This is a genomic window from Cellulosimicrobium sp. MI9406 (assembly GCF_040595865.1).
Classification (GTDB): domain Bacteria; phylum Actinomycetota; class Actinomycetes; order Actinomycetales; family Cellulomonadaceae; genus Cellulosimicrobium; species Cellulosimicrobium funkei.
Map to the genome: position 1 here is coordinate 519,959 of NZ_JALIZI010000001.1, position 25,975 is coordinate 545,933.

The window sequence follows — 25,975 nt, forward strand, 5'->3', positions numbered from 1 at the left end:
CCCACCGGAAGGCACGAACGCCCATGGACGTGCTGTTCTCGCAGCTCTTCGCGGGCCTGAGCCTCGGCTCGGTCCTGCTCCTCGCCGCCCTCGGGCTGGCGCTCACGTTCGGTCAGATGGGCGTCATCAACATGGCGCACGGCGAGTTCATGATGGCGGGCGCCTACACGGCGTTCGTCGTGCAGGGGGTCGTCGGGAACGCCGGGCTCTCGCTCCTCGTGTCGCTGCCGCTCGGGTTCCTCGTCGGCGGGCTCCTGGGCCTGCTGCTCGAGGCGACGCTCATCCACCGCATGTACGAGCGGCCGCTCGACACCCTGCTCGTGACCTGGGGCGTCGCGCTCGTGCTCCAGCAGGTCGCGCGCGACGTGTTCGGCGCCCCGAACGTCGACGTGCGCGCCCCCGCCTGGCTGAGCGGCGCGGTCGACCTGTTCGGCCTCGCCGTCCCGAGGACGCGCGTGTTCATCCTGACGCTCGCCGTCGTCGCGGTCGTCGCGCTGGCCGTCGTGCTCAAGGTGACGCCGCTCGGGCGGCGGATCCGCGCCGTCGTGCAGAACCGCGACCTCGCCGAGGCGAGCGGGGTCTCCACCCGCGCGACCGACCGCCTCACGTTCTTCGTCGGCTCGGGCCTCGCGGGGATCGCGGGCGTCGCGCTCACCCTGCTCGGGTCCATCGGGCCCACGCTCGGGACGAGCTACGTCGTCGACGCGTTCCTCGTCGTCGTGGCCGGCGGCATCGGGCAGATCAAGGGCACGGTCATCGCCGCGTTCGCGCTCGGGCTGCTCCAGGCCACCTTCGAGTACTCGACGACCGCGAGCATCGCCAAGGTGCTCGTGTTCGTCGTCATCGTCGTCTTCCTCCAGGTGCGACCCCAGGGCCTCGTGTCGGTCCGGACGAGGAGCCTCGCATGACCGCCGTCACGACAGGCAGGCCGTCGCGGCTCGCCGCCCTGTACCGCTCGTCGCGCGCCCGCGTGGTCGTCGGGTTCGCCGTCGCCGCGGTCCTGCTGTTCGCCGTCGCGCCCGCGACGCTGTCCACGTTCCGGCTCGGCCTGCTGGGGAAGTTCCTGTGCCTCGCCATGGTCGCCGTCGGCATCGGGCTCGCGTGGGGCCGCGGCGGGATGCTCACGCTCGGCCAGGGCGTGTTCTTCGGCCTCGGTGCGTACCTCATGGCGATGCACCTCAAGCTCGCGGACGCCGGGCCGGACGGCGTCCCGGACTTCATGATGCTCTACGGCTCGGGCGAGGTCCCGGGCTGGTGGGAGCCGTTCCGGTCGCCCGTCGTGACGATCCTCGCCATCGTGGTCGTGCCCGCGGGCCTCGCCGCGCTGCTCGGGTTCGCCATCTTCACGCGACGCGTCCGGGGCGCGTACTTCGCGATCCTCTCGCAGGCGCTCGCCGCCGCGTTCGCGATCCTCCTCGTCGGCCAGCAGGCGACGACGGGCGGCACCAACGGCCTCAACGGGTTCCGCTCGTTCTTCGGGTACGACCTCGCCGACCCCGTGAACAAGCGGATGCTCTTCTTCCTCGCCGCCGGGGCCCTCCTCGTCATGGTCGCGGTCGCGCGCCAGCTCATGGTGTCGCGGTTCGGCGAGCTGCTCGTCGCCGTGCGCGACCAGGAGAACCGCGTGCGGTTCCTCGGCTACGACCCCGCGAAGGTCAAGGTCGTCGCGTACGCCGTCGCCGCCTTCATGGCCGCCGTGGGCGGTGCGCTGTTCGTGCCGATCGTCGGGATCGTCTCGCCCGCCGACGTGGGGGTCGTGCCGTCGATCGGCTTCCTCATCGGGGTCGCGATCGGCGGCCGGGCCACCCTGCTCGGACCGGTGCTCGGGTCCGTCGCCGTGAGCTGGGCACAGACGAGCCTGTCCGAGACGTTCCCGTCCGGCTGGATCTACGCGCAGGGCGCGCTGTTCATCCTCGTCGTCGCGTTCCTGCCCGGCGGCCTCGCCGAGCTGTTCACGCGATGGCGCCGGTCGCGCGCCACCCCCGTGCCCGACGGAGGCCCCACCCCGGCGGACGGCGCCGCGACGGAGGGCGGTCGTCCGGGCGGCGGCACCACCGCGGGCGGCCCGGCCGCCGCGGGGACGACCGCCGTCGACCACGACCCCGCGACCACCGGGAGGACCGCATGACCACCCGACCCACCGAGCCCGCCGCGGACGCGGCGGCCGCGGCGACCGACCTGGAGGCGCTCGGCGCCGCCGTCCTCGAGACCGGCGTCGCGGGTGACGGCCTCGACCTGGAGGCCGCGCAGGCCGTCCTCGGCGTCGACGACTCGCGCTTCCGCCACGACTACCTCCAGGTCCGGGGGCTGCGCGTCGAGTTCGACGGGTTCGTCGCCGTCCAGGGCGTCGACCTCACCGTCACCGCGGGCGACCTGCGCTTCCTCATCGGGCCCAACGGCGCGGGCAAGACGACGATCGTCGACGCGATCACCGGTCTCGCCACGGCGTCCGGCTCGGTGCAGTTCGGGGGCGTCGAGCTCCTCGGGAAGAAGACGCACCGCATCGCGCGGGCGGGCGTCGGGCGCACGTTCCAGACCGCGAGCGTCTTCGAGGAGCTGAGCGTGCTGCAGAACCTCGACATCGCGGCCGGCGCCGGCCGGGGCCCGCTCACGCTGCTGCGCCGCCGGTCCTCGACCCCCGCGGCCGTCGAGCAGGCGCTGGAGACCGTCGGGCTCGCCCACCTGCGCGACGTCCAGGCCGGGATCCTCGCGCACGGGCAGAAGCAGTGGCTCGAGATCGGCATGCTGCTCGTCCAGGACGCGCGGCTGCTGCTCCTCGACGAGCCCGTCGCCGGCATGAGCCAGGCCGAGCGCGAGCAGACCGGAGAGCTGCTGCGACGCATCGGCGCCCAGCGGACCGTCGTGGTCGTCGAGCACGACATGGAGTTCCTGCGGGCGTTCGCGTCCTCGGTGACCGTGCTGCACCTCGGGCAGGTGCTCGCCGAGGGCACGTACGCCGAGGTCCAGGCCGACCCGCGCGTGCAGGAGGTCTACCTCGGCAGCGCGGGCGCGACCCGCGGTGCCCGACGACGGGGTGCGGCGCCGACGTCGTCGGCCCCGACGACCGACGAGAAGGAGGCGTGATGCTCGAGCTCACGGGCCTGCACGCCGGCTACGGCCGGACCATGGTGCTCCACGGCGTCGACCTCACCGTGCCCGCCGGGGGCGTCGCCGCCGTGCTCGGGCACAACGGCGCCGGCAAGACGACGCTCCTGCGCACCGCGCTCGGGCTGCTCAAGGCCCGGTCGGGGAGCGTCGTGCTCGACGGCGAGGACCTCACCCGCCTCCCGACCCACCAGCGCGTGCGGCGCGGTCTCGCGTACGTGCCGCAGGGGCAGCAGTCGTTCGGCGACCTCACGGCGCGGGAGAACCTCCAGCTCGTCGCCGACACGTCGCGCGAGGGGCCGCGCCGCCTCGACGAGGCGCTCGACCTGTTCCCCGCCCTGCGCGGGCTGCTCGGCCGGCGGGCGGGGCTCCTGTCCGGCGGGCAGCGCCAGCAGCTCGCCATCGCGCGCGCCCTCCTCACCGGCCCGCGCGTGCTCGTGCTCGACGAGCCCACCGAGGGCATCCAGCCGTCCGTCGTCACGGAGATCGAGGACGCGATCCTCACGCTCACCGATGCGGGCGGGCTGTCCGTGCTGCTCGTCGAGCAGCACGTCGGGTTCGCGCTCGGCGCGGCACGCGACTACGTCGTCCTGCAGTCCGGGCGCGTGACGAGCCGCGGCGCGGGCGGCGAGGCCGCCGAGCACAGCGTGCGCGCGGCGATGGCGGTGTAGGCACCGTGCTCGCGGGGCGGTGGGTGGCCACCGGCGACCGACGGCACGGCGAGTGCGGACGGTGAGAGCACGGACCGGGCCCCGGGCCGACGACCCGGGCGCCCGCACGGACGTCGTCACCGCGTCGGAACGGGCCACCACCTCGCTGCGCGACGCCGTGTACGCACGCCTGCGGGGCGAGATCCTCGACGGGCGCGTCGACCCCCGCGAACGGCTCACCGAGCCCAAGCTCGGCCGACGGTTCGGCGTCTCACGCACCCCCGTGCGCGAGGCGCTGTCCCGCCTGCTGTCCGACGGCCTCGTCGAGCGCACCGACTTCGGGTACGCCGTCGTCGTGCCGAGCCTGGCCGAGCTGCGCGACCTCGACGAGCTGCGCGCGACCCTCGAGCTCCGAGGGATCGACCGCGTCATCGAGAACCCGGGGCTGCGCCACGACACGGACGTGCTGCGCGCCGAGCTCGCGCGGTGGGTCGAGCTCCGCGCCGCACCTCCCCGACCGGACCCCGGCTTCGTGCTGCTCGACGAGCAATTCCACACGGCGCTGTCCCGCGCGGCCGGGAACGAGCGGATCACGGAGGCGCTCGTCGAGGTCAACGAGAAGGTGCGCGCCGTGCGGCGGTACGACTTCGTCGAGGACGAGCGCGTCCGCAGCACCGTCGACGAGCACGTCCGGATCCTCGAGCTCGTGCTCGCCGACCGGCTCCCCGAGGCCCGCACCGCCCTGCACCACCACGTCGGCGCGTCGCTCGCGGTCGTCACGGAGCGCGCCGCCCAGGCGCTCGCGCGCATGGCGGTCGCGGGCTGACGGCGGACGACGACCCGCCGTCCCGACCGCACCTCGTCCGCAGCAGCGACCGGACGACCGTGCCCACCGACGACGTGCGGCTGTCGTCCGGGCCCCTCGCGCCGACGTCGTGCCGCGCTCCTGGACGAGCGGCGTCCGCCTTCGGTGCCGGCCCTATCGTTGCGGGGTGACGGACGCACGGATCGCTCGCCAGTTCGTGACGCTCACGTTCCTGATCGCCTACGGGCTCTCCGGCGGTCTGATCGTGGCGGCCCGCTTCGGCTACGAGGTGAACAACGTCGTCACCACGGTTCCCGAGCTCCTGGCGAACGTGCCGTTCGCGCTCTACATCCTCTCGCCGGCGATCGCCTCCTACGTCGTCCTGCGAGCGAACCGGAGGGTCTCAGGCCTCCGGGAGTGGCTGCGGCTCGTCTTCGCCATCCGTGGCCGTCCCGCGGGGTATCTGCTCGCCCTCTCCGCGCTCGCGCTGTACTTCGCGCTCCACCTGCTGATCTCCGGCCCCTCCGCGCACGCGCTCCCGTGGTTCATGTTCTTCCTGTCCCTGCCGGGCAACCTCGTCATCGGCGGCATGGAGGAGGCCGGCTGGATGACCGCCCTGCAACCCGGGCTCGATCGGCGGTGGGGGTTCGTCCCGTCCTCGCTGGTGGTCGGGATCATCTGGCTCCTCTGGCACGTGCCGCTCTTCTTCATCCCCGGCACCAACCACGAGTCCGGTCAGATCGACTTCTGGATGTTCGCGGTCCAGGTCATGGCGTTCCGGTTCCTCTACGGCGCGATCTTCCGGGTGGCGGGCACGAACGGGGTGCTCCTGTGCATCCTCACCCACACGGTGTTCAACGCCGCCAGCTTCACCCTCGGCATCCCGCCGACGACCTGGGCGGGCACCCTCGCCGCCAACGCGGGGGTGGTGATCCTTGCCCTCGTGTCGGTGACGCTCTCCCAGAGGGCTCAGACGACTCGTCGATGGCGCGTCGCGCCCTGAGCAGCATCATGGAAAGGCAGCCCAGCGACGGCACGCCACGGCCGCGGATCGCCGATCTCTCTCGCACCACCGGCTTGAGCCCACAGGTGCGCGTCGAGAGGCGCCCTCGTTGTCGGTAGCTCCCGGCTGTGTTCTCCCGAACCAGGCGGAGCGGTCTTGCCACACGTTCCAGGGCGCCTCGATCACGGAGAGCCGTCGGAGCGGCTTACGAGTTCACCAGGGATGTGATGGCCACTGAGCCGGAATCTCGACAGACGTGGAGCGCGCAAAGGGCTACATCTGCATATCCGCGAAGCGTTGGTAATGACCTTGGAACGCGACGGTGATCGTGTCGGTCGGACCATTTCTGTGCTTAGCGACGATCAGGTCCGCCTCGCCCGCTCGGGGCGATTCTTTTTCATAGGCGTCTTCGCGGTGCAAAAGGATCACGACGTCAGCATCCTGCTCGATAGACCCACTTTCACGAAGATCGCTCATCTGCGGCTTCTTGTCGCCACGCTGTTCCGGACCACGGTTCAGCTGCGAGATCGCGATGACAGGAACCTCGAGCTCCTTCGCGAGCAGCTTGAGCGCACGCGAGAACTCCGAGACCTCCTGCTGGCGCGACTCGACGCGCTTGCCGGAGCTCATGAGCTGGAGATAGTCGATGACGACGAGCTTGAGGTCGTGCCGCTGCTTGAGCCGTCGACACTTGGCCCGGATCTCCATGAGCGACATGTTCGGCGAGTCGTCGATGAACAGCGGAGCCTCGGCGACCTTCCCCATCGTCGAGGCGAGCTTCTGCCAGTCCTGCTCGTCCATCTTCCCGGAACGCATCCGCGTGAGCGGCACCTTCGCCTCGGCGGCGAGCAGACGCATCGTGATCTCGTTGCGGCTCATCTCCAGGGAGAAGATGACGGCCGCCATTTGGTGGTGCACCGCGGCGTGCGTCGCAACATTGATTCCTAAAACGGATTTTCCAATGGCCGGGCGCGCCGCGACGACGATCATCTGGCCGGGGTGCAGGCCGTTGGTGAGCCGGTCGAAGTCGGAGTAGCCGGTGGGGACGCCGGTCATGCCCTCGCCGCGCCCCTGGGCGGCCTCGATCTCGTCGAACGTGGGCCCGAGGATCTCGGCGAGGGGGAGGTAGTCCTCCGTCGTGCGCCGCTCCGTGACGGCGTAGACCTCGGCCTGGGCGTTGTTGACGATCTCGTCGACGTCGCCGCCGTCGGTCGCGTAGCCGAGCTGCACGATGCGCGTGCCCGCCTCGACGAGACGGCGCAGGACGGCACGCTCGCGGACGATGCGCGCGTAGTACCCGGCGTTGGCGGCGGTCGGCACGCCGGCCATGAGGTCGTGGATGTAGGGCGCGCCACCGATGCGCTGGAGCTCGCCGCGCTTGGTCAGCTCCGCGACGACGGTGATGGCGTCGGCGGGCTCGCCGCGACCGTAGAGGTCGATGATCGACTCGTAGACGATCTCGTGCGCCGGGCGGTAGAAGTCGGAGCCGCGGATCTGCTCGATGACGTCCGCGATGGCGTCCTTCGACAGCAGCATGCCGCCGAGCACGCTCATCTCGGCGGCGACGTCCTGGGGCGGCGTCCGGTCGAACCCCGACGGCCCCGGTCCCCCGTAGCTCTCCTCGAGCTCCTCGATCGACATGCGCCCCTCGCTCCCCCGGGACTGGAACGGCCCTTGCGGGACCGCACGACCGGGACCACTCTTTGTCGTACACGTGTTCTACCGCGGGCCACCCACACGACTGTCCCGGTGGCCGCGCCCCCCGCCTCCGACAGGCACGACCCCGCGACACTAGATCGCGACCGGACGCCCTGCAAACGGCCCTGTGCACGCCCGGTGGACAGGGACCCCCGTTCCTGTGGACACAGTCCCCCACACTGTGCACACCCGGTGGAAAACGGTGTGGACAACCTCACGATCTTCCTGTGTACATCGCCGTGAGCGGCCTCTGACCAGCCTCATCACTACCCTCAGGGGTGTGGAAGAAAGAAAGTCGGGCGACACGCCGACGACACGCCGGACACCGTCCGGCCACCCCGACGACACCGGGCCGCCGTCCGGCCCCGATGCGTCGTCCACAGGTCGCCGCGCACGGTCCCGGCTCGACCGGGAGATCCTGGCCCTCGCCGTGCCCGCGCTCGGCGCGCTCGTGGCCGAGCCGCTGTTCGTGCTCGTCGACAGCGCCGTCGTCGGCCATCTCGGCACCGCGCAGCTCGCGGGCCTCTCCCTCGCGTCGACCCTCCTCGTGACCCTCGTCGGCCTGTGCGTCTTCCTCGCCTACGCGACCACGGCCGCCGTCGCGCGCCGCATCGGCGCCGGCCACACGCGGGAGGCGCTCCAGTCCGGGATCGACGGCCTCTGGCTCGCCGTCGGGCTGGGTGCGCTCCTCGCAGCCGTCCTGTGGACGACGGCGCCGTGGGCCGTCGGCGCGATGGGCGGCACGGGCGAGGTCGCCGAGCACGCCGTCGTCTACCTCCGCTGGTCCGCGCTCGGGCTCCCCGGGATGCTCCTCGTCCTCGCGTCCACCGGCGTGCTGCGGGGCATGCAGGACACCCGGACGCCGCTGTGGGTCGCCGCGGGCGGCGCGACGTTCAACGCAGTTCTCAACGTCGTCCTCGTCTACGGGGCAGGGCTCGGGATCGCCGGGTCCGGCATCGGGACGGCCGTCGCCCAGCTCACCATGGGCGCGGTGCTCGTCGTGGTCGTGGTGCGCGGCGCCCGGCGCCACGGCGCGTCGCTGCGGCCCGCCGCGGGCGGGATCTGGGCGAACGCGCGTGCCGGCGCTCCGCTCTTCGTCCGCACGCTCTCGCTCCGCCTCGCGATCCTCCTCACCGTGTTCGTCGCGACCGGGCTCGGGGAGGTCACGCTCGCGGGCTACCAGGTCGTGAACTCCGTCTGGGGGCTCGCGGCGTTCGCGCTCGACGCGCTCGCCATCGCGGCGCAGGCGCTCGTCGGGCACGGGCTGGGGGCCGACGACGTCCCCCGCGTCCGCGCCGTCCTGCGCCGCACCCTCCAGTGGGGCGTGGCCGCCGGGGCAGGGCTGGGCGTCGTCATGGCCGCGGGCGGCTGGTGGTTCGCGCTCCTCTTCACGTCCGACCCCGAGGTGCGCACCGCCGTCGCCGTCGGCATGGCGGTGTGCGGCGTCCTCCTGCCGATGGCGGGGTGGGTGTTCGTGCTCGACGGCGTCCTCATCGGCGCCGGGGACGGCCGCTTCCTCGCCTGGGCGGGCATGCTCACGCTCGTGGTCTACGCGCCGTTCGCGCTCGCCGTCCGGCACTGGGCGCCCGACGGCGCGGCGGGCCTCGCGTGGCTCTGGCTCGCCTTCGCGGGGGTCTTCATGGCGGCACGCGCCGTCACCACCGGGCTCCGTGCGCGCGGGAGCGCCTGGATGGTCACCGGCACCGCCTGAGGGCTCGGCGCGCGCAGCCGAGCACGCCGGGGCCGGACGCGACGAAGGCCCGGCCCCTCCGAGGAGGGGCCGGGCCTTCGTGGACTGCTCAGCAGCAGATCAGGCAGCGACGACCTTCACCGCGAGGGTCGCGGAGACCTCCGGGTGGAGGCGGACGGAGACCGTGTAGTCCCCCGTCGCCTTGATCGGCTGACCGATCTCGATCTTGCGCTTGTCGACCGACGCACCGGCGGCCGTCACGGCGGACGCGATGTCCGCCGTCGTGACGGCGCCGAAGAGGCGACCGGCAGCGCCGGCCTTCGCCTCGACGACGACCGGCTTCGCCTGCAGCGAGTCGCGGATCGCCTTCGCGTCGTCGAGCGACGCGATCTCGCGGGCCTTGCGCGCCTTGCGGATCGCAGTCACCTGCGACTCGGCGCCCTTGGACCACGGCGTGGCGAGCTTGCGCGGGACGAGGAAGTTACGGGCGTACCCGTCCTTCACCTCGACGACGTCGCCGGGCTCACCGAGACCGGTGACCTCGTGGGTCAGGATCAGCTTGGCCATGAGTTCTCTCCCTTCCCGCTCAGCGAGCCGTCGACGTGTACGGCAGCAGCGCCATCTCGCGCGCGTTCTTCACCGCACGGGCGATCTGGCGCTGCTCCTGGACGGAGACGCCGGTCACGCGACGCGCGCGGATCTTGCCGCGGTCGGAGATGAACTTGCGCAGCAGCGCGGTGTCCTTGTAGTCGACCGACTCGATCTTGGCCGACTTCAGCGGGTTGGACTTCTTCTTGGGCTTGCGCACCACAGGCTTCGCCATGGTGTTGCTCCTCTACAAGGTGCGATCCCCGCGCACGGACCGTGCCGACGAGCGGCGCGGCACCCGCGGGGACGGGTGTGTGTTCTGGGAGTGGCGGACGATCAGAACGGGGGCTCGTCGGAGAACGAGCCACCGGACGACGCGGGACCAGCCGTGGCCCACGGGTCGTCGCTCTGCTGCTGACCGCCGCCGGAGCTGAATCCGCCGCCGGAGGCGCCGCCGGAGTTGGCGCCACCTCCGTAGCCGCCACCGCCGCCGAAGCCGCCGCCACCGCCACCCGAGCGCTGAGCGCGGGTGACCTTGGCAGAGGCGTAGCGCAGGGAAGGACCGATCTCGTCCACCTGCAGCTCGACGACGGTGCGCTTCTCCCCCTCGCGGGTCTCGTACGAGCGCTGGACGAGGCGGCCCTGCACGATGACGCGCATGCCCTTCGTCAGCGACTCCGCGACGTTCTCCGCGGCCTCGCGCCAGATCGAGCAGCGCATGAACAGGGTGTCCCCGTCCTTCCACTCGTTCGACTGGCGGTCGAAGGTCCGCGGCGTGGACGCCACCGTGAAGTTGGCCACCGCCGCACCCGAGGGGGTGAAACGCAGCTCCGGGTCTCCCGTGAGGTTCCCGATCACCGTGATGACGGTGTCACCTGCCATGGCCAGCTCCTTCGTGTGTCGTCTGTGTCGTCGACGGCGCCGTGCGCCTCGCTCGTAACGTTCTCGCGTCGCTCATCCCACCACGCGGCGCCCACACGCGCTACGGCGTGCAGCGTCCGGTGCAGGACGGTCGGACGGGGGAAGCGGGGAGGATCAGCGAGCGTCCGTGCGCAGGATCTTGGTCCGCAGGACGACCTCGTTGAGGCCGAGCTGACGGTCCAGCTCCTTGGCGGTGTCGGAGGTCGACGTGAAGTCGACGACCGCGTAGATGCCCTCGGACTTCTTGTTGATGTCGTACGCCAGGCGGCGACGACCCCAGATGTCCACCTTGTCGACGGAGCCGCCGTCGGTCTTGATGACCGACAGGTACTTGTCGAGCGACGGGGCGACGGTGCGCTCCTCGATCTCGGGGTCGAGGATGATCATCAGTTCGTACTGACGCATGCGGATAACCCACCTCCTCTGGTCTTCGCGGTCACGGTCTCTCCGTGACAGGAGGGTTCATGCTTCATGCTGCTGCCGTCCGACGGGCGGACGGCAGCTCCCCAGGGTACCCGCTCGGCGCGGGCGCCCGGAAATCTGCGGCCGACGGGCAGGTCAGCCCCGGCCCGGGATGATGCCGCCGACGTTGCCGTTGCCCCCGCCGGGGTTGCCTCCACCACCCGGGTTCCCGGTCTCGGTGGGCGACGGGTCCGGATCCTCCGGATCCGGGGTCTCCGGCGGCGGTTGCTGGCCCGGGTCGGTCCCCTTGGAGACCACGAGCGCGATGGTCGACCCCGGCGGCACCTGGTCCATCGAGGACTGGCTGATGACGTAGCCCCGCGGCTGCTGGTCGGAGAACTCCTCGGTGATCCGCACCTTGAGGCCGGCGGCCTCGATCTGGCCGCGCGCGGCGCGCGCCTCCATGCCGACGACGGACGGCACGGCCACGTTCTCCGGCTGCTGCGGCTCCTCCGTCTCCTCCGGCGTCGGCTCCTCTGACGGGGTCTCCGTCGGGGTCTCGGTGGGCGTCTCCGTCGGCTTCGGCTTGGGCGGGGTGTAGTCCGGGAACTCGCCTGCCGGCAGGTTCGCCGCGGCGGTCTGCATGTACGACGTCCAGGCCTCGACCGGCCACGAGCCACCGGTGATCTCGCTGTTGACCCACTTGCCGAACGGCGTGATCTGCTCCTGCTCGCCGTTGGGGCCGGACTGGTAGAGACCCACGACCGTCGCGAGACCGGGGGTGAAGCCGGCGAACCACGCGGACTTGTTGTCCGTCGACGTACCGGTCTTGCCTGCCGCGGGACGACCGATCGCCTGCGCGGGCTTGCCCGACCCCGTCTCGACGACCTGGGAGAGCGCGTACGTCGCCCCGGCCATCACCTCGGGGTCGAACTCCTGCGTCCGGTCGTCGGCGCCCGGTGCCTGGTAGACGAGGTTGCCGCGCGAGTCGGTCACGGACGCCACGATGTGCGGCGTCGCCTTCAGACCCTGGGCCGCGATGGTCGCGTACGCGTTGGTCAGTTCGAGCGGCGTCACCGTCGCGTCACCGAGCACGTTCGCCAGGTTCGACCCGACGTCCGCCTTGATGCCCAGGCGAGACGCGACGTCCGCGGTCTTCTCCGGGCCGACCTCGAGGTTGAGCTCCGCGTACGCGGTGTTCACCGACTGCGCGGTCGCCTCGGTGAGGTCGACGTTCCCCCAGTCGTGGTCGCTGAAGTTGCGGACCTTCCAGTCCTCGCCGTTGTTGGCGCCGGGGAAGGTCTTGGGCGAGTTGCCGTCGAAGCGCTCGTCGAGCGTGTGCCCGTTCTCCAGGCCCGCGATGAGCGTGAACGGCTTGAACGTCGAGCCGCCCTGCGCGGCCCCGCGGGTCGCGTTGTTGTACTGGTTCTCGAGGAAGTTCTTGCCGCCGTAGAGGGCGCGGATCGACCCGTCGTTCGGGTCGACGGAGACGATCGCGGTCCGGAGGTTCGGGGAGACCGGGTTCTCGTCGCGACCCTCCTGGGGGAGCGAGTCCGCCGTCGCGACGGCGGCCTGCTGCATGGCCGGGTCGATCGTCGTCGTGACCTTGTAACCCTTGCTCGTGAGGGCGTCCTCGCTGATGCCGATCCCCTCGCCGGCCAGCTCCTGCTCGACCATGGCGAGGAGGTAGCCCGTCGGGCCGTCGTACTTCTGGGACTTGACGTACTCAACCGCCTCGGGGAAGCCCGCGTCCACCGCCGCCTGGCGCTCGGCGGCGGTGATGTGGCCGTCCTCCTCCATGTTCCGCAGCGTCCGCTGCCACCGCTCCTCGGCCTGGGCGTGGTTGACGGCCGGGTCCCAGTTGGTGGGGCTGGGGATGATGCCGGCGATCATCGCGGCCTGCGACACCGTGAGGTCGGCGGCGTTCACGCCGTAGTACTTCTTGGCGGCCGCCTGGATGCCGTAGGCGCCACGACCGAAGTAGATGGTGTTGAGGTAGTTGCCGAGGATCTCGGGCTTGTCCTGCTTCTGGGTGATCTTGACGGCGAGGATCGCCTCGCGCGCCTTGCCCGCGTAGTCGGTCACGGTGTTCGTGTAGTACCGCTCGACGTACTGCTGCGTCAGCGTGGACGCGCCCTGACGGCCGCCGCCCTTGATGTTGTTGTAGAAGGCCCGCGCGATGCCCTTGACGTCGACGCCGGAGTTCGTCCAGAACGTCCGGTCCTCGGACGCGACGACCGCGTTGCCGACGTACTCCGGCAGCGTCGCGTAGTCGACGATCTCGCGGTCCTCGACCGCGTACTTGCCCATCTCGGTCGTGCCGTCGCCCCAGTAGACGGTCGACGTCTGGGCGCCGACGCTGGGCAGCTTCGTCGGCACGTCGGTCGTGTACCACGCGGCGACGGCGACGCCCGCGACGAGCGCGATGCCCGTCAGCATGGTCCCGACGACCACGCGCCACGACGGCAGCCAGCGGCGGACGCCCTTGACGTGCGAGCGTGGGTAGTTGAAGAACCGACGGCGCCCGCGCGGGGTCGTCCGTCCGTTCGTCCTCGTGGATCGCGCCACGGTCTACCTTCCTCTGGGGGGCATCGAGGAGCCGGCTCGCGTCGACCGCGGGCCCGCCCGTGGGCCGCCGTGCGGAGACCACCTGACCGACGGGACGGGCCCCGCCTCGGGGGCGGGCCGCCGTCGGGCACGAGGTCGGCGCACGCCGGACCACCCTGAACAATAGGGCGTCACCCTGTCCCGACAAGGGTTCAGCGCACCGTGAGCGGGATCGTCCGCCATTGATTCGCCCGGGCGTCCCGCCGCCTCCGCGGGTTCTTCACATGCCCGGCGACGCGTGTCACAGTCCGGTCAGGATTGCACGACACATCGGGACGACCTAACCTGTCGATGTATCGAGTCGATACATCGGGGTCGACCACGATCCCAGCGGGTCCCTCCGGGGCACGCCGAGGAGCGTCAGGAGGTGGGATCGTGCGGAGCAAGACGCCTGTGCTCGAGACCGCGATCCTGGGGCTCCTCAAGGAGGCGCCGCTGCACGGGTACGAGCTGCGCAAGCGGCTCAACATCATGCTCGGCTCCTTCCGCGTGCTGTCCTACGGCTCGCTGTACCCCGCCCTCAAGTCGCTGGTGGCCCGCGGGCTCATCACCGGCACGGAGCAGTCGGCCGCGCAGTCGACCCTCGCGCCCGCCCTCTCGGGCAAGCGCGCGCGGATCGTCTACGAGCTGACAGCCGAGGGCAAGGAGCACCTCCAGACCGTCCTGGCCTCCTCCGGGCCGGCGGCGTGGGAGGACGAGAGCTTCGACGTCCGGTTCGCGTTCTTCGCGCAGACCGACGCCGAGACCCGCATCCGCATCCTCGAGGGCCGGCGCACCCGGCTCACCGAGAGGCTGGAGGCGGTCAGGGAGTCCGCGGCTCGCACGCGCGAGCGGCTCGACGAGTACACGCTCGAGCTGCAACGCCACGGACTCGAGCAGGTCGAGCGCGAGGTGCGCTGGCTCGACGGTCTCATCACCACCGAGCGCGACAGGAGCTCCGGGCACGCCCGGGGCGCCGCCCGCGCGCGGTCCAGCAGCACCCCGCATCCTGCGGAACCATCCGAGCAGGAGCCCGACGGCGCGAGGCGTCCCGAGGACCCTGGAACAACGAACACCAAGGAGCGAGGATGACCTCCATCCGCGTCGCCATCGTCGGCGTAGGCAACTGCGCATCGTCCCTCGTCCAGGGCGTGCACTTCTACCGTGACGCCGACCCGAGCAGCACCGTCCCGGGCCTCATGCACGTCCAGTTCGGCGACTACCACGTGTCGAGCCTGGAGTTCGTGGCGGCGTTCGACGTCGACGCGAAGAAGGTCGGCTTCGACCTCTCCGAGGCCATCAACGCCTCCGAGAACAACACGATCAAGATCGCCGACGTCCCGCCGCTCGGCGTGACCGTCCAGCGCGGCCCGACCCTCGACGGCGTCGGCAAGTACTACGCGCAGACCATCGAGGAGTCGGACGCGGAGCCGGTCGACGTCGTCGCCGCGCTGCGCGAGGCGCAGGTCGACGTGCTCGTCTGCTACCTCCCCGTGGGCTCGGAGCAGGCCGCGAAGTTCTACGCGCAGGCCGCGATCGACGCCGGCGTGGCGTTCGTCAACGCGCTCCCCGTCTTCATCGCGTCCGACCCGGAGTGGGCCGCGAAGTTCGAGGAGGCCGGCGTCCCGATCGTCGGCGACGACATCAAGTCGCAGGTCGGCGCGACGATCACGCACCGCGTGCTCGCGAAGCTCTTCGAGGACCGCGGCGTCGTGCTGGACCGCACGTACCAGCTCAACGTCGGCGGCAACATGGACTTCAAGAACATGCTCGAGCGCGAGCGCCTGGAGTCCAAGAAGATCTCCAAGACGCAAGCCGTGACCTCGAACCTCGAGGGCCCGCTCGGCGGCAAGAAGGAGGACCGCAACGTCCACATCGGCCCGTCGGACTACGTCGCGTGGCTCGACGACCGCAAGTGGGCGTACGTGCGCCTCGAGGGCCGCGCGTTCGGCGAGGTCCCGCTGAACCTGGAGTACAAGCTCGAGGTGTGGGACTCCCCCAACTCCGCCGGCATCATCATCGACGCCGTCCGCGCCGCGAAGATCGCCAAGGACCGCGGCGTCGGCGGCCCGATCCTCTCGGCCTCGACGTACTTCATGAAGTCCCCGCCGGTCCAGATGGAGGACACGAAGGGCCGGGCGCAGCTGGAGGCCTTCATCGCCGGTGAGGTCGAGCGCTGATCCGGAGTGCAGCGAAGGTCGAGAGCCCGGCACGCTTTTCGCCGGGCTCCCGGCCGTAGCGGAGCGCAGGATCAGCGCGACCGAAGAGTCGAGCGCTGACCTGAAGCACTGAGCGCTGAGCGCCGGAGGTAGAGCCCTGGTCGTCCTGCCGGATGACCGGGGCTCTACCTCGCCCGGCGAGGGTTCGCCGTCGGCCGCGGGCACGCTCGAGGTGAGACGGCACCGGGAGGGCGGGGAGCGCGCCGCGTCGTGGCGGGCCTGGCGGGAGCCGCGAGGGACGAGCGGCGGTGGGTAGACGCGGCGCGCCTCCCCGCCCGCCCCCCCGGGGCGACCCGCGCCGTCGGCCCCCGATCCGCCGCACGACGCCCCACGGGGGACAACCGCATGTCCGACCGCACGACGACGAACGTAGGGTGACCGCGTGGGTGTGATCTCCGAGCTGCGGGCGCTGCTGCGTCTGGACGGCTTCCGCAAGCTGTTCGCCGTCCGGCTCGTGTCGCAGGCCGGGGACGGCATGTTCCAGGTCGGCCTGGCGTCGCTCCTGTTCTTCTCCCCCGAGTCGCAGGGCACGGCGGCGGCCATCGCGGGCGCGTTCGCGGTGATGCTCGCGCCGTTCACGATCGTCGGCCCGTTCGCCGGGGTGTTCCTCGACCGCTGGCAGCGGCGTCAGGTCCTCGCGTGGGGCAACGCGGTGCGCGTCGTCATCACGCTCGGCATGGCGGTGCTCATGCTGACGGGCGGGGTGAGCGGCTGGATCTACGCGCTGGGCCTGGCCGCGCTGTCCGTGAACCGCTTCCTCCTCGCCGGGCTCTCGGCGGGCCTGCCGCGGGTCGTCGACGGCCCGCTGCTCCTCACGGCGAACTCCCTCACGCCGACGCTCGGCGCGGGTGCGGCGTTCGTCGGGGGCGGGATCGGCGTGGTGCTCGGGCTGGCGTTCGAGCCGGGCCGGGTCAAGGACTCGTCGGCGCTCGTGTGCGCGGCGCTCGTGTTCGGCGTCGCGTCGCTCCTGGCGCTGCGCCTCGGGCGCACGCAGCTCGGCCCGGAGCGCCCGGCGGAGTCCGCGATCCGCTCGGAGATCGCGCGAGTCGCACGCGGTCTGGCCGACGGCGCCCGGTACCTCGTCGCGCGACGAACGCCGGGGCAGGCGCTGCTCGCGATGGCGACGCACCGCTTCCTCTACGGCGTGGTGTTCATCGCGTCGATCCTCATCGCGCGCAACCTCCTGAGCCCCGGCGACCAGGACGCGGGCTTCGTGACGTTCGGGCTCGTCGTGGGGCTCACGGGCGTGGGGGGTGCCGCTGCGGCGGTCATCACCCCGTTCCTGTCGCGCCGCACCGGCCCGCAGGTGTGGATCGCGATCATGCTGCTGCTCGCGGCGGCGAGCCAGCTCCTGCTCGTCACGACGCCGTCGCGCGCGGTGGTGTTCACGGGCGCGACGCTGCTGGGCCTGGCCGCCCAGGGCACGAAGATCGCGGTGGACACGATCGTCCAGCGCGACACGGACGACGAGTTCCGCGGTCGCGCGTTCGCGTTCTACGACGTGCTCTACAACGCGGCGTTCGTGGGCGCGGCGGCCCTCGCGGCCTTCACGCTCCCGGACACGGGCTGGTCGCGCGGCGTGTTCGCCGTGCTGGCGGTGGCGTACTGCGTCGCCGCGCTGGTCCTGTGGACGCGGGGCGCGCGCACGCCGTCCGAGCCGGGCGACGCCGTCGTGCCCGACGCCGGGGCCTCCCCCCGCACGTCCCCCGCCTGACGCGCCCCTCCCCTCGACCGCCTGCGCGACGCGCGCGGGCCGCCTTCTGCCCTCGGCGTACCGATGAGTCCGGGGCGGAAAAGAGGTCGTCACCGTCGGCGGGAATAACGCAGGATGGTGAATGGTCGTACAGGGTACGGATCTCGCGGCGAGCGCCGCGCGGGCCGTCCCGGGTCGCGTCACCCTGCTCGTGGCCCCGCCGACCGAACCGACACCGTCGTCGCGTGCCCCCGCACGCGACCGTCGCGCTGCCCTGCAGCGCACCCTGCCCCCCGACCGGGTCCGACCCTGCGCCCGGGCCGCCACCGACGCGAGCGGAGACACACCGTGACAGCCTCCCCCACCCACGACACCTCGGCCGCCGTCGACCGCCTCCCCCGGGCGGACTTCCTCGTCATCGCGCTGCTGCTCGGCTCGGCGTTCGTCGTGATCCTCAACGAGACGACGATGAGCGTGGCGCTCGCGCCGCTCATGGCCGACCTCGGGATCACCGCGAGCACGGGCCAGTGGCTCACGACGGCGTTCATGCTGACCATGGCCGTCGTCATCCCGGCGACCGGGTTCCTGCTCCAGCGGCTCGGGACGCGCGGCGCCTACCTGCTCGCGATGTCGCTGTTCAGCGCGGGCACGCTGCTCGCCGCGCTCTCCCCCGGCTTCGCGTGGCTGCTCGTCGGGCGCGTCGTCCAGGCGTCGGGCACGGCCATCATGATGCCGCTGCTCATGACGACGATCATGACGCTCGTGCCGCCGGCCATCCGCGGCAAGGTCATGGGCAACATCTCGATCGTCATGGCCGCCGCGCCCGCGCTCGGTCCGTCGCTCTCGGGCCTCATCCTCAACTCCCTGAGCTGGCGGTGGGTCTTCGGCATCGTGCTGCCCATCGGCCTCGTCGCCCTCCTCCTCGGCTTCCTGTACATCCGGGACGTCGCAGACCGTACGCACTCCCGCCTCGACCCGTTCTCGCTGGTCCTCGCGGCGTTCGCGTTCGGCGGGCTCGTCTACGGGCTGTCGAGCATCGGCGAGGCCGCGCGCCACACGCCCGTCGTCCCGCCCGCCGTGCCGCTCGCTCTCGGCGTCCTCGCGCTCGCCGCGTTCGCGTGGCGGCAGATCGTCCTGCAGCGCGAGGACCGCGCCCTGCTCGACCTGCGCGTGTTCACGCACCGCGGGTTCAGCGTGCCGCTCGGCATCATGGCCGTCGGCATGGTCGCGATGTTCGGCTCGCTCATCCTCCTGCCGCTGTTCCTCCAGGACGCGATGGGCCTCGAGCCGCTCGCGACCGGGCTCATCGTGCTCCCGGGTGGGCTCCTCATGGGTCTGCTCGGCCCGACCGTCGGCCGGCTCTACGACCGGGTGGGCCCGCGTCCGCTCGTCATCCCGGGCGTGAGCGTCGTCGCGGTGGCCCTCGCGGCCTTCACGACGATCCACGCGGACTCGTCGCCGTGGTTCGTCCTGGCGCTGCACGTCACGCTGAGCCTGGGCCTCGCGTTCATGTTCACGCCGCTGTTCACGTCGGCGCTCTCGTCGCTCGAGCCGCACCAGTACTCGCACGGCTCCGCGTCGATCGGCACGGTGCAGCAGCTCGCGGGCGCCGCCGGGACCGCGATGTTCGTCGCGGTCATGACGTCGCGGTCGATCGCCTACGGCGAGGCGGGCGCGTCGCCTCGGGTGGCGCTGGCCGAGGGCGTCGGCGACGCGTTCGTCTGGGGCACGGCGGTCATGCTGGTCGCCGTCGGCCTGTCGTTCCTCCTGCGCCGCAGCGCGCCTCCGGCGCACGGCCCCGGCCCGGCTCAGCCCGGCACGCAGGACGCCCGCACCGGGGACTCCCGCGCCACGGACGCGCGCACCGCGGACGTGAAGGTCGAGGCCGCCCTGGCCACCGACGACGTCTGAGGCGTCCGGCACGACGTCGGACCCGCGAGCACGACAAGGGGTGCCGCTCTCAGCCCGAGAGCGGCACCCCTTCGGTGTCTCCGCTCCTTCTCGCCCCGAGCGCTCACCCGCGCGCACGCGCGCGGGCCACGTTCAGGACGCCGAGGACTCCGGCTGCTCGGCCCACCACCGCAGGAGGTCCGCGCGCGCCGTCTCCTCGTCGACGGGGCCGCGGTCGAGGCGCAGCTCCAGCAGGTGCTTGTACGCCTTGCCCACCACGGGCCCGGGGCGGATCCCGAGGATCTCCATGATCTGCTGCCCGTCGAGGTCGGGGCGGACGGCGTCGAGCTCCTCCTTCGCCTGGAGGTCGGCGATGCGGCGCTCCAGGTCGTCGTACGACTCGCGCAGCCGCTGGGCCTTGCGCCGGTTGCGGGTCGTGCAGTCGGCGCGCGTGAGGCGGTGCAGGCGCTCGAGCAGCGGGCCGGCGTCGGTCACGTAGCGGCGCACGGCCGAGTCGGTCCACGCGCCGTCGCCGTAGCCGTGGAACCGCAGGTGCAGCTCGACGAGGCGCGCGACGTCCTTGACCACCTGCTTGTCGTACCGCAGCGCCTTGAGCCGCTTGGCGACCATCTTGGCGCCGACGACCTCGTGGTGGTGGAAGCTCACGCCGCCCCCGTCCTCGAACCGGCGCGTGGGCGGCTTGCCGACGTCGTGCAGGAGCGCCGCGAGGCGGAGCACGAGGTCGGGGGCGGGGACGGCGCCGTCGGGCCCGGTCTCCTGCGCGATGGCCTGGTCGAGGACCGTGAGCGAGTGCTCGTACACGTCCTTGTGCCGGTGGTGCTCGTCGATCTCGAGCTTGAGCGCGGGCAGCTCGGGCAGCACGTGGTCGGCGAGGCCCGTGTCCACGAGGACCTCGAGCCCGCGCCGCGGCGCGGCGCCGCACAGCAGCTTCGACAGCTCGTCGCGCACGCGCTCGGCCGAGACGATCTCGATGCGCTCGGTCATGAGGACGAGCGCGGCGAGCGTCCCGCCGTCGACGTCGAACTCGAGCTGCGCGGCGAACCGCGCCGCGCGCATCATGCGGAGCGGGTCGTCGTCGAACGACTGCTCGGGCGCGATCGGGGTGCGCAGGACGCGGCGGGCGAGGTCGCCCAGGCCGTCGAACGGGTCGACGAACGTCATGTCGGGCACCCGCACGGCCATCGCGTTGACGGTGAAGTCGCGGCGGGACAGGTCGCCCTCCAGCGTGTCGCCGAACGCGACGACGGGCTTGCGCGACGTCGGGTCGTACTCGTCCGTCCGGTACGTCGTCACCTCGACGACGAGGTCGTCACCGGGGCCACCCCGCCCGAAGCGCTTCGCGCCGATCGTGCCGAACTCCTTGCCGATGTCCCAGTGTGCGTCGCCCCACCGCGCGAGGATCGCCTCGGTCTCGTCGGGCGACGCGGAGGTGGCGAAGTCGAGGTCGTTGCTCGCCCGCCCGAGGAAGGCGTCGCGGACCGGTCCACCGACGAGCGCGAGCTCGTGGCCCGCGGCGCGGAACGCCTCGCCGAGCTCGATCGCCGCGGGCGCCATCTCGGTGAGCACCGCGAGGGCCCGGCGCTGCAGCTCGAGCGCGTGCGGCGTCGCGGGCGGTGTCGGCTGGGGCGACGGCGAGGGGGACGAAGGCTGGGGCACGACACCCAAGCCTGCCAGATGCGGCGCCCCCGCCGGGGAGCCGGTCCCGGGGAGGTGGGTGCCTACTCGGTAAAGTTGAACCCATGTCCACCCCCGCGCACGCCGACGAACCCCGGAGGGATCCGGCGGGCGGGCGTGGCGACGGCCGCGGGCAGCCCGCCCCCGTCCCGGCCCCGCCGGGCGGCCACGCCCTCCGCATCGACCCGCGCTCGCGACCGGGCCCCGCGCCGGCGCCGCTCCCGGTGGTCGACGAGGTCTCCGCGGGCGGGCTCGTCATCACGGTCGACGGTGGTCACCCGTGCGCGGCGATCATCGCGCGGCGCAACCGCGGGGGCCGCCTGGAGTGGTGCCTGCCGAAGGGCCACCTCGAGGGCGACGAGACGCCGGAGCAGGCGGCCGTCCGCGAGATCGCGGAGGAGACGGGCATCCGCGGCGCGGTGCAGGAGCCCCTCGGCGTCATCGACTACTGGTTCACCGGCGACGACCGGCGCGTGCACAAGGTCGTCCACCACTTCCTGCTCCGCGCGACGGGCGGGTACCTCACGGTCGAGGGCGACCCGGACGGCGAGGCCGAGGACGTCGCCTGGATCCCGGTCGCGGACCTCCCCGCACGGCTGGCGTACCCGAACGAGCGGCGCATCGCCGTCGTCGCGCAGGGCGTCCTCGAGGGCCGTCGCACGCGGTTCCACGGGGTGGTCGAGAGTAGGGTGACCCGGACGATCGTCCGCCCGCACGGCCACCCGCACGACGGCCGCGGCGGCCCGGCACCGCCCGCCCCACGGAGCTCGACCGACCACTCATGACGCCCTCCTCCCGCAGCGGTGCGCGCCCTCCCGGCGCCGCGCCGGTCTCGCTCCGCGGTCCGTCCGTACGGCTGCTCGTCGCCCTGCTCCTGACGCTGGTCGTCGCGGCCGGCGTCCTGCTCGGCGGCACGACGGCGGCCCCGCCCGCTGCGGCCGACACGGTCCCGGAGGGCGAGGACGCGGTGACGCTCGAGCTCACGTCGTTCGCACCGACCGTCCTCGCGCCGGACAGCACCCTCACCGTCACCGCGCGCGTGACGAACGGGACGGAGCAGACGCTCGGCTCCCCCGCGGTGACCCTCGGCGTCGACCGCCGCGCGCTGCGCACGCGGTCCGCGCTCGAGAGCTGGACGACGACCGGTCTCGACGGGCGTGTCGGCGCCACCGTCGCCGCCGAGGACGTCGGGCGGCCGCTCGCGCCCGGGGAGAGCGCCGACGTGACGCTCTCCGCGTCGGCCGCCGAGCTCGGCCTCGGCACGGGCAACGACCCGGGCCCGCGCGGCCTGGCGGTCGCCGTGTCCGACGGCGGTACGCGCCTCGCCGTGCAGCGCACGTTCGCGCTCCGGGCCCCGGCGGACGACGTGTCCCCCGTGCGGCTCAGCGTGGTCGCGGCGGTGACGGGCCCCCCGGTCGACCCCGACCCGGTCGCGTACGACGACGCGCTCTCGGCCGCGGTCGCGAGCGAAGGACGGCTCGGCCGCCTGCTCGCCGCGACGGGCGGGACGTCCGACGTGGGCTGGGTCGCCGACCCGGCGCTGCTCGCGGCCGCCACCGTCGCCGCCGACCCGGCGGTGAACGCCTGGGCGGACGCCGTGAGCGGGGCGACCGCCGGGCGCTCCACGTTCGCGCTGCGCGCCTACGACCCGGACGTCGCGGCGTTCGCGCACGCGGGCCTCGCGCTGCCCGAGGGGACGCCGCTGCCGTCGTCGGGCACCTCGTCCGACCCGGTGTCGGGCACCGCGGCCGACGGCACGACCGACGGCGACGACGACGCCGCGGACACAGGGGCCCCCACGCCCCCGGACCCGACGAACGGGTGGCGCACCGACCTCGCCTGGCCGGCCGACGCCGTCCCCGACCTCGCGACCACGACGCTCGCCGTCGCGTCGGGAGCGACCGCGACGGTCGTCGGCCCGGGCGGCCTCGCGCCGGACGAGTCGCTCACGTACACGCCCTCGGGCGTCGCGACGGTGACGACGTCCGCGGGACCGGTCACGGCGCTCGTCGCCGACCCGGTGCTCACCGCGCTGCTCTCCGCCGGCGACGGCTCCGGCGTCTCCGCGACGCAGCGCCTGCTCGCCGAGACGGCCGTGATCGCGCGCGAGCGCCCCGCCGACCAGCGACACGTCCTCGCGGCCCTGCCCCGGTCGTGGGAGCCTGAGCCCGGCCTGTTCACGGCGCGGCTCGACGCGCTGCGCGACTCCGGCTGGGTCGACCTCGCGCCCGTGGACCAGCTCCTCGCGGTCGAGCCGCCCGCCGTCGACCGCGCGTCGCTGCCCGAGGACGCCCCCGCCGACGGCGAGATCGGTGCCGCCGAGCTCCGGTCCCTCGACCGGTCGCGCGCGGAGCTCGCCGCGTTCGCGACGGTCGCGGCTGACCCGACGGCGCTCACGCGCCCGCTCGAGCCCGCGTTCGTCACGCCGACGGCCGTCGCCTACCGCGCGGCGCCGCCGTCGCGCACGCTCGCCGTCCAGCAGGCCGAGCAGCGGTCCGCCGCGGTGCGGGGCGGGCTCTCGGTGGAGACGCGCTCGTCGTTCTTCTTCGTCGCCGAGCAGGAGGACCTGCCGGTCCGGGTGCGCAGCACCCTCACGCAGGACGCGACGGTCCAGGTCGTCCTCCGGCCGGACGACCCCCGGCTGCGGGCCCCGGAGCGCACGACGGTGACGATCCCGGCGGCGACGCGCGACGCGGACGGCGACCTCGTCCCGACCGAGGCGAGCGTCGGGGTGCCGGTCGAGGGCTTCGGGAGCGGCAACGTCACGGTCGAGGTCGAGCTCGTCAGCGCCGCGCAGCCCCAGGTGCGCGTCGCGGAGCCGCAGCAGTTCGTGGTCCGGGTGCGGGCCGACTGGGAGTCCGTCGGCACGGTCGTCGTCGCCGTCCTGCTCGTCATCGCCCTGTTCGCCGGCATCTGGCGCACCGTGCGTCGGGGTCGCTCGCCCCGTCGTCTGGCCGGCGCCACGCTCGACCAGCCGTCGCCGCAGGACCCGCCGGCCGCGGCGCCGAGCGGGCCTAGCGGACCGCCCCGGCGTGACGAGGAGCGCGTCGAGTGAGCCCCGGACAGCCGCGGCACGTCCGTCCCGCGGGTGCCGGGCGAGGTTCTCGCCCGGGGACGACGCGCGACGCCGTCCCCAGGATCGAAGGCGCGCTCCCGGGCGACCCCGCGGCGTCGGGCACCCCCGACGAGACCGCGGAGGCGGGCGCCACCGAGGCCCCGGCGCCCCGCACGGGGAGTCTCGGCCGGTCGTCGGCGCTCATGGCGTCCGGCACCTTCGTCTCGCGCGGCCTGGGCCTCGTGCGCAACGTGCTGCTGGTCGCCGCGATCGGCACGACGGGCCTCGTGGCGGACGCGTTCGACGTCGCGAACAAGATCCCCAACGTCCTCTTCGCGATCCTCGCGGGCGGCGTGCTCAACGCCGTCCTCGTCCCGCAGATCGTGCGCGCCTACCGCGCGCGCAACACGCAGGAACGGCTCGACAAGCTGCTCACGCTCTCGGGCGTGATCCTGCTGGCGCTGTCCGCGCTGCTCACGGCCGGTTCGAGCATCCTCGTCGCGCTGTACACGGGACCGGGCTGGACGGCACCGCAGACGTCGCTCGCCGTCGCGTTCGCGTTCTGGTGCACGCCCCAGCTCTTCTTCTACGGCCTGTACACGCTGCTCGGGCAGGTCCTCAACGCGCGGGGGCAGTTCGGCCCGTTCATGTGGGCGCCCGTGCTCAACAACGTCGTGTCGATCGCCGGGTTCGCGGCGTTCATCGCGCTGTACGGCCCGGCGGCGACCGGGAACGTCGACGACCTCACGCAGTGGGACGGGACCAAGATCGCGCTCCTCGCGGGCACCGCGACGCTCGGCGTCGCCGCCCAGGCGCTCATCCTCGTCGTCCCGCTGTGGCGCGCGGGCTTCCGCTGGCACCTGCGGTTCGGCCTCCACGGCATCGGCCTGCGGTCCGCGGGCCAGGTGGCCCTGTGGACGTTCGCCGCCGTCCTCCTGGAGCAGGTCGGTGTCCTGTTCACGACGCGCTTCGCGAGCGAGGCACCCCGTGCGGCGCTCGCGCAGACGTTCGGGGCCTACCGCGACGACCCCGGGACCCTGGGCGCCGTCACCGGGCTCGTGACGGGCGCCCCCGGCGCCTTCTCGGACGCGCTGGCCGTCGCGGGCAACGCGGCCTACACGCAGGCGCTGATGATCTACCTCCTGCCGCACTCCCTCGTGACCGTCTCCATCGCGACGGCGCTGTTCACGGGCATGAGCGCGGCCGCCCACGCCGGCGACCTCGCGCGCGTGCGGCACGACCTCTCGCGCGGCGTGCGCACCGTCGGCGTGTTCACGGTGTTCGCGACGGCGGTCCTCGTCGTCCTCGCCCTGCCCGTCACCAAGCTGCTCGTGCCCTCGGTGGACGCCGCCTCGGGCGAGGCCGTGTCCATGGTGCTGCGCGCGATGGCGCTCGGGCTCGTGCCGCTCGGCGGCATGGTCCTCATGAAGTGGGTCTACTACGCGTTCGAGGACGGGCGCACGGTCTTCTGGATCCAGGTGCCGGGCACGCTCGTGCTCGTCGGCGTGTCGTGGCTCGGCACGCAGGTCCTCCCTCCCCAGCTGTGGGTCGTGGGCATCGGCCTCGCGATGAGCCTGTCCAACCTCGTGGCGGTCGGGCTCCGCACCGTCGGCCTGCGGCGCACCCTCCACGGGCTCGACGGCGCACGGATCCTCCGCCTGCACGTCAAGGCCGGCCTCGCCGCGCTCGTGAGCGCCGTCGCCGGGTGGGGCGTGCTGCGGGCCTTCGTCGTGCTCTCGGGCGACCCCGCCGACGGGATCTACGGGCTCTCGTGGTGGCAGTCGGTCGTCGTCGTGGCGGTCGGCGGCACCGTGATGGGCCTCGTCTACGCGGGCGGCCTCAAGCTCATGCGCGTGCGGGAGCTCGACCAGCTCGCGGGACCGCTCGTGGGCCGCGTCAGACGCCTCGTCCGCCGGTGACGCGACACGTCTGACGTGCGGGTATCCGGTGATACGGGGGCAATCCGGGCCCGCGT

20 protein-coding genes and 1 pseudogene are annotated in these 25,975 nt (G+C 72.8%); 14 read left to right on the forward strand and 7 right to left on the reverse strand.

Going from position 1 to position 25,975, the window contains the following annotated elements; all coding sequences use genetic code 11:
• Positions 1 to 23: 23 nt before the first annotated feature.
• From urtB to MT994_RS02330, 6 genes are all read left to right on the forward strand, one after another.
• A complete protein-coding gene (gene urtB / locus MT994_RS02305; protein ID WP_354804959.1) occupies positions 24 to 908 on the forward strand; it encodes an urea ABC transporter permease subunit UrtB in 885 nt (294 codons plus the stop codon).
• The gene (gene urtC / locus MT994_RS02310; RefSeq protein ID WP_354804961.1) at positions 905 to 2,128 is read left to right on the forward strand and encodes an urea ABC transporter permease subunit UrtC; all 1,224 of its coding nucleotides are present in this window, start codon (positions 905 to 907) and stop codon (positions 2,126 to 2,128) included. The genes urtB and urtC overlap by 4 nt, the downstream gene beginning before the upstream one ends.
• Positions 2,125 to 3,084, forward strand: coding sequence for an urea ABC transporter ATP-binding protein UrtD (gene urtD / locus MT994_RS02315; protein ID WP_163185400.1), 960 nt, complete (start codon positions 2,125 to 2,127; stop codon positions 3,082 to 3,084). The genes urtC and urtD overlap by 4 nt, the downstream gene beginning before the upstream one ends.
• Positions 3,084 to 3,776, forward strand: a complete 693-nt coding sequence (gene urtE, locus MT994_RS02320; RefSeq protein WP_076404174.1) for an urea ABC transporter ATP-binding subunit UrtE — start codon at positions 3,084 to 3,086, stop codon at positions 3,774 to 3,776. The genes urtD and urtE overlap by 1 nt, the downstream gene beginning before the upstream one ends.
• Positions 3,777 to 3,837: 61 nt before the next feature.
• Complete coding sequence (locus MT994_RS02325; protein ID WP_354804964.1) at positions 3,838 to 4,581, forward strand: GntR family transcriptional regulator; 744 nt, start codon at positions 3,838 to 3,840, stop codon at positions 4,579 to 4,581.
• 166 nt (positions 4,582 to 4,747) lie between these two features.
• A complete protein-coding gene (locus MT994_RS02330) occupies positions 4,748 to 5,563 on the forward strand; it encodes a CPBP family intramembrane glutamic endopeptidase (protein ID WP_354804966.1) in 816 nt (271 codons plus the stop codon).
• A 273-nt stretch (positions 5,564 to 5,836) separates the two neighbouring features.
• Here MT994_RS02330 and dnaB read toward each other — a convergent pair whose 3' ends face one another.
• Positions 5,837 to 7,204: a replicative DNA helicase gene (gene dnaB, locus MT994_RS02335; RefSeq protein WP_021479895.1), complete on the reverse strand. Its 1,368-nt coding sequence runs from the start codon at positions 7,202 to 7,204 to the stop codon at positions 5,837 to 5,839.
• A gap of 472 nt (positions 7,205 to 7,676) precedes the next feature.
• Between dnaB and MT994_RS02340 the strand changes: the two genes are divergently transcribed.
• Complete coding sequence (locus tag MT994_RS02340) at positions 7,677 to 8,972, forward strand: MATE family efflux transporter (protein WP_034650875.1); 1,296 nt, start codon at positions 7,677 to 7,679, stop codon at positions 8,970 to 8,972.
• 99 nt (positions 8,973 to 9,071) lie between these two features.
• Here the strand turns inward: MT994_RS02340 and rplI are convergent, their stop codons facing one another.
• The 5 genes from rplI to MT994_RS02365 form a co-directional block, all read right to left on the reverse strand.
• Positions 9,072 to 9,518 carry a 50S ribosomal protein L9 gene (gene rplI / locus MT994_RS02345; protein WP_021481585.1) on the reverse strand — a complete coding sequence of 149 codons (447 nt, stop codon included), beginning with the start codon at positions 9,516 to 9,518 and terminating at the stop codon, positions 9,072 to 9,074.
• Between the two features lie 19 nt (positions 9,519 to 9,537).
• Positions 9,538 to 9,774 (reverse strand): 30S ribosomal protein S18, encoded by a 237-nt coding sequence (gene rpsR / locus MT994_RS02350; RefSeq protein WP_021481584.1) that lies wholly within the window; start codon positions 9,772 to 9,774, stop codon positions 9,538 to 9,540.
• A 101-nt stretch (positions 9,775 to 9,875) separates the two neighbouring features.
• The gene (locus MT994_RS02355; protein ID WP_021481583.1) at positions 9,876 to 10,421 is read right to left on the reverse strand and encodes a single-stranded DNA-binding protein; all 546 of its coding nucleotides are present in this window, start codon (positions 10,419 to 10,421) and stop codon (positions 9,876 to 9,878) included.
• Between the two features lie 153 nt (positions 10,422 to 10,574).
• On the reverse strand, positions 10,575 to 10,865 hold the full coding sequence (rpsF, locus tag MT994_RS02360; protein WP_009863694.1) for a 30S ribosomal protein S6: 291 nt from the start codon (positions 10,863 to 10,865) through the stop codon (positions 10,575 to 10,577).
• A gap of 153 nt (positions 10,866 to 11,018) precedes the next feature.
• Positions 11,019 to 13,430, reverse strand: coding sequence for a penicillin-binding protein (locus MT994_RS02365; protein WP_354804968.1), 2,412 nt, complete (start codon positions 13,428 to 13,430; stop codon positions 11,019 to 11,021).
• A gap of 414 nt (positions 13,431 to 13,844) precedes the next feature.
• On the opposite strand from MT994_RS02365, the gene MT994_RS02370 reads away from it, so the two are divergent.
• The 4 genes from MT994_RS02370 (at position 13,845) to MT994_RS02385 (ending at position 19,271) form a co-directional block, all read left to right on the forward strand.
• Positions 13,845 to 14,540 (forward strand): PadR family transcriptional regulator, encoded by a 696-nt coding sequence (locus MT994_RS02370; protein ID WP_021482833.1) that lies wholly within the window; start codon positions 13,845 to 13,847, stop codon positions 14,538 to 14,540.
• Positions 14,537 to 15,628 (forward strand): inositol-3-phosphate synthase, encoded by a 1,092-nt coding sequence (locus tag MT994_RS02375; RefSeq protein WP_021482832.1) that lies wholly within the window; start codon positions 14,537 to 14,539, stop codon positions 15,626 to 15,628. The genes MT994_RS02370 and MT994_RS02375 overlap by 4 nt, the downstream gene beginning before the upstream one ends.
• A gap of 421 nt (positions 15,629 to 16,049) precedes the next feature.
• Complete coding sequence (locus tag MT994_RS02380) at positions 16,050 to 17,381, forward strand: MFS transporter (protein WP_051027944.1); 1,332 nt, start codon at positions 16,050 to 16,052, stop codon at positions 17,379 to 17,381.
• A 327-nt stretch (positions 17,382 to 17,708) separates the two neighbouring features.
• On the forward strand, positions 17,709 to 19,271 hold the full coding sequence (locus tag MT994_RS02385) for an MDR family MFS transporter (protein WP_253705708.1): 1,563 nt from the start codon (positions 17,709 to 17,711) through the stop codon (positions 19,269 to 19,271).
• Positions 19,272 to 19,403: 132 nt separating this feature from the next.
• Here the strand turns inward: MT994_RS02385 and MT994_RS02390 are convergent, their stop codons facing one another.
• Positions 19,404 to 20,858, reverse strand: a complete 1,455-nt coding sequence (locus MT994_RS02390) for a CCA tRNA nucleotidyltransferase (RefSeq protein WP_354805093.1) — start codon at positions 20,856 to 20,858, stop codon at positions 19,404 to 19,406.
• A 152-nt stretch (positions 20,859 to 21,010) separates the two neighbouring features.
• Here MT994_RS02390 and MT994_RS02395 point away from each other — a divergent pair.
• The 3 genes and pseudogenes from MT994_RS02395 to murJ form a co-directional block, all read left to right on the forward strand.
• Positions 21,011 to 21,592, forward strand: a pseudogene (locus MT994_RS02395) (NUDIX hydrolase); the annotation flags it as partial.
• Positions 21,593 to 21,726: 134 nt separating this feature from the next.
• Positions 21,727 to 24,000, forward strand: a complete 2,274-nt coding sequence (locus tag MT994_RS02400; protein ID WP_354804970.1) for a DUF6049 family protein — start codon at positions 21,727 to 21,729, stop codon at positions 23,998 to 24,000.
• A complete protein-coding gene (gene murJ, locus MT994_RS02405; RefSeq protein ID WP_354804972.1) occupies positions 23,997 to 25,919 on the forward strand; it encodes a murein biosynthesis integral membrane protein MurJ in 1,923 nt (640 codons plus the stop codon). The genes MT994_RS02400 and murJ overlap by 4 nt, the downstream gene beginning before the upstream one ends.
• The last annotated feature ends 56 nt before the right edge of the window (positions 25,920 to 25,975 follow it).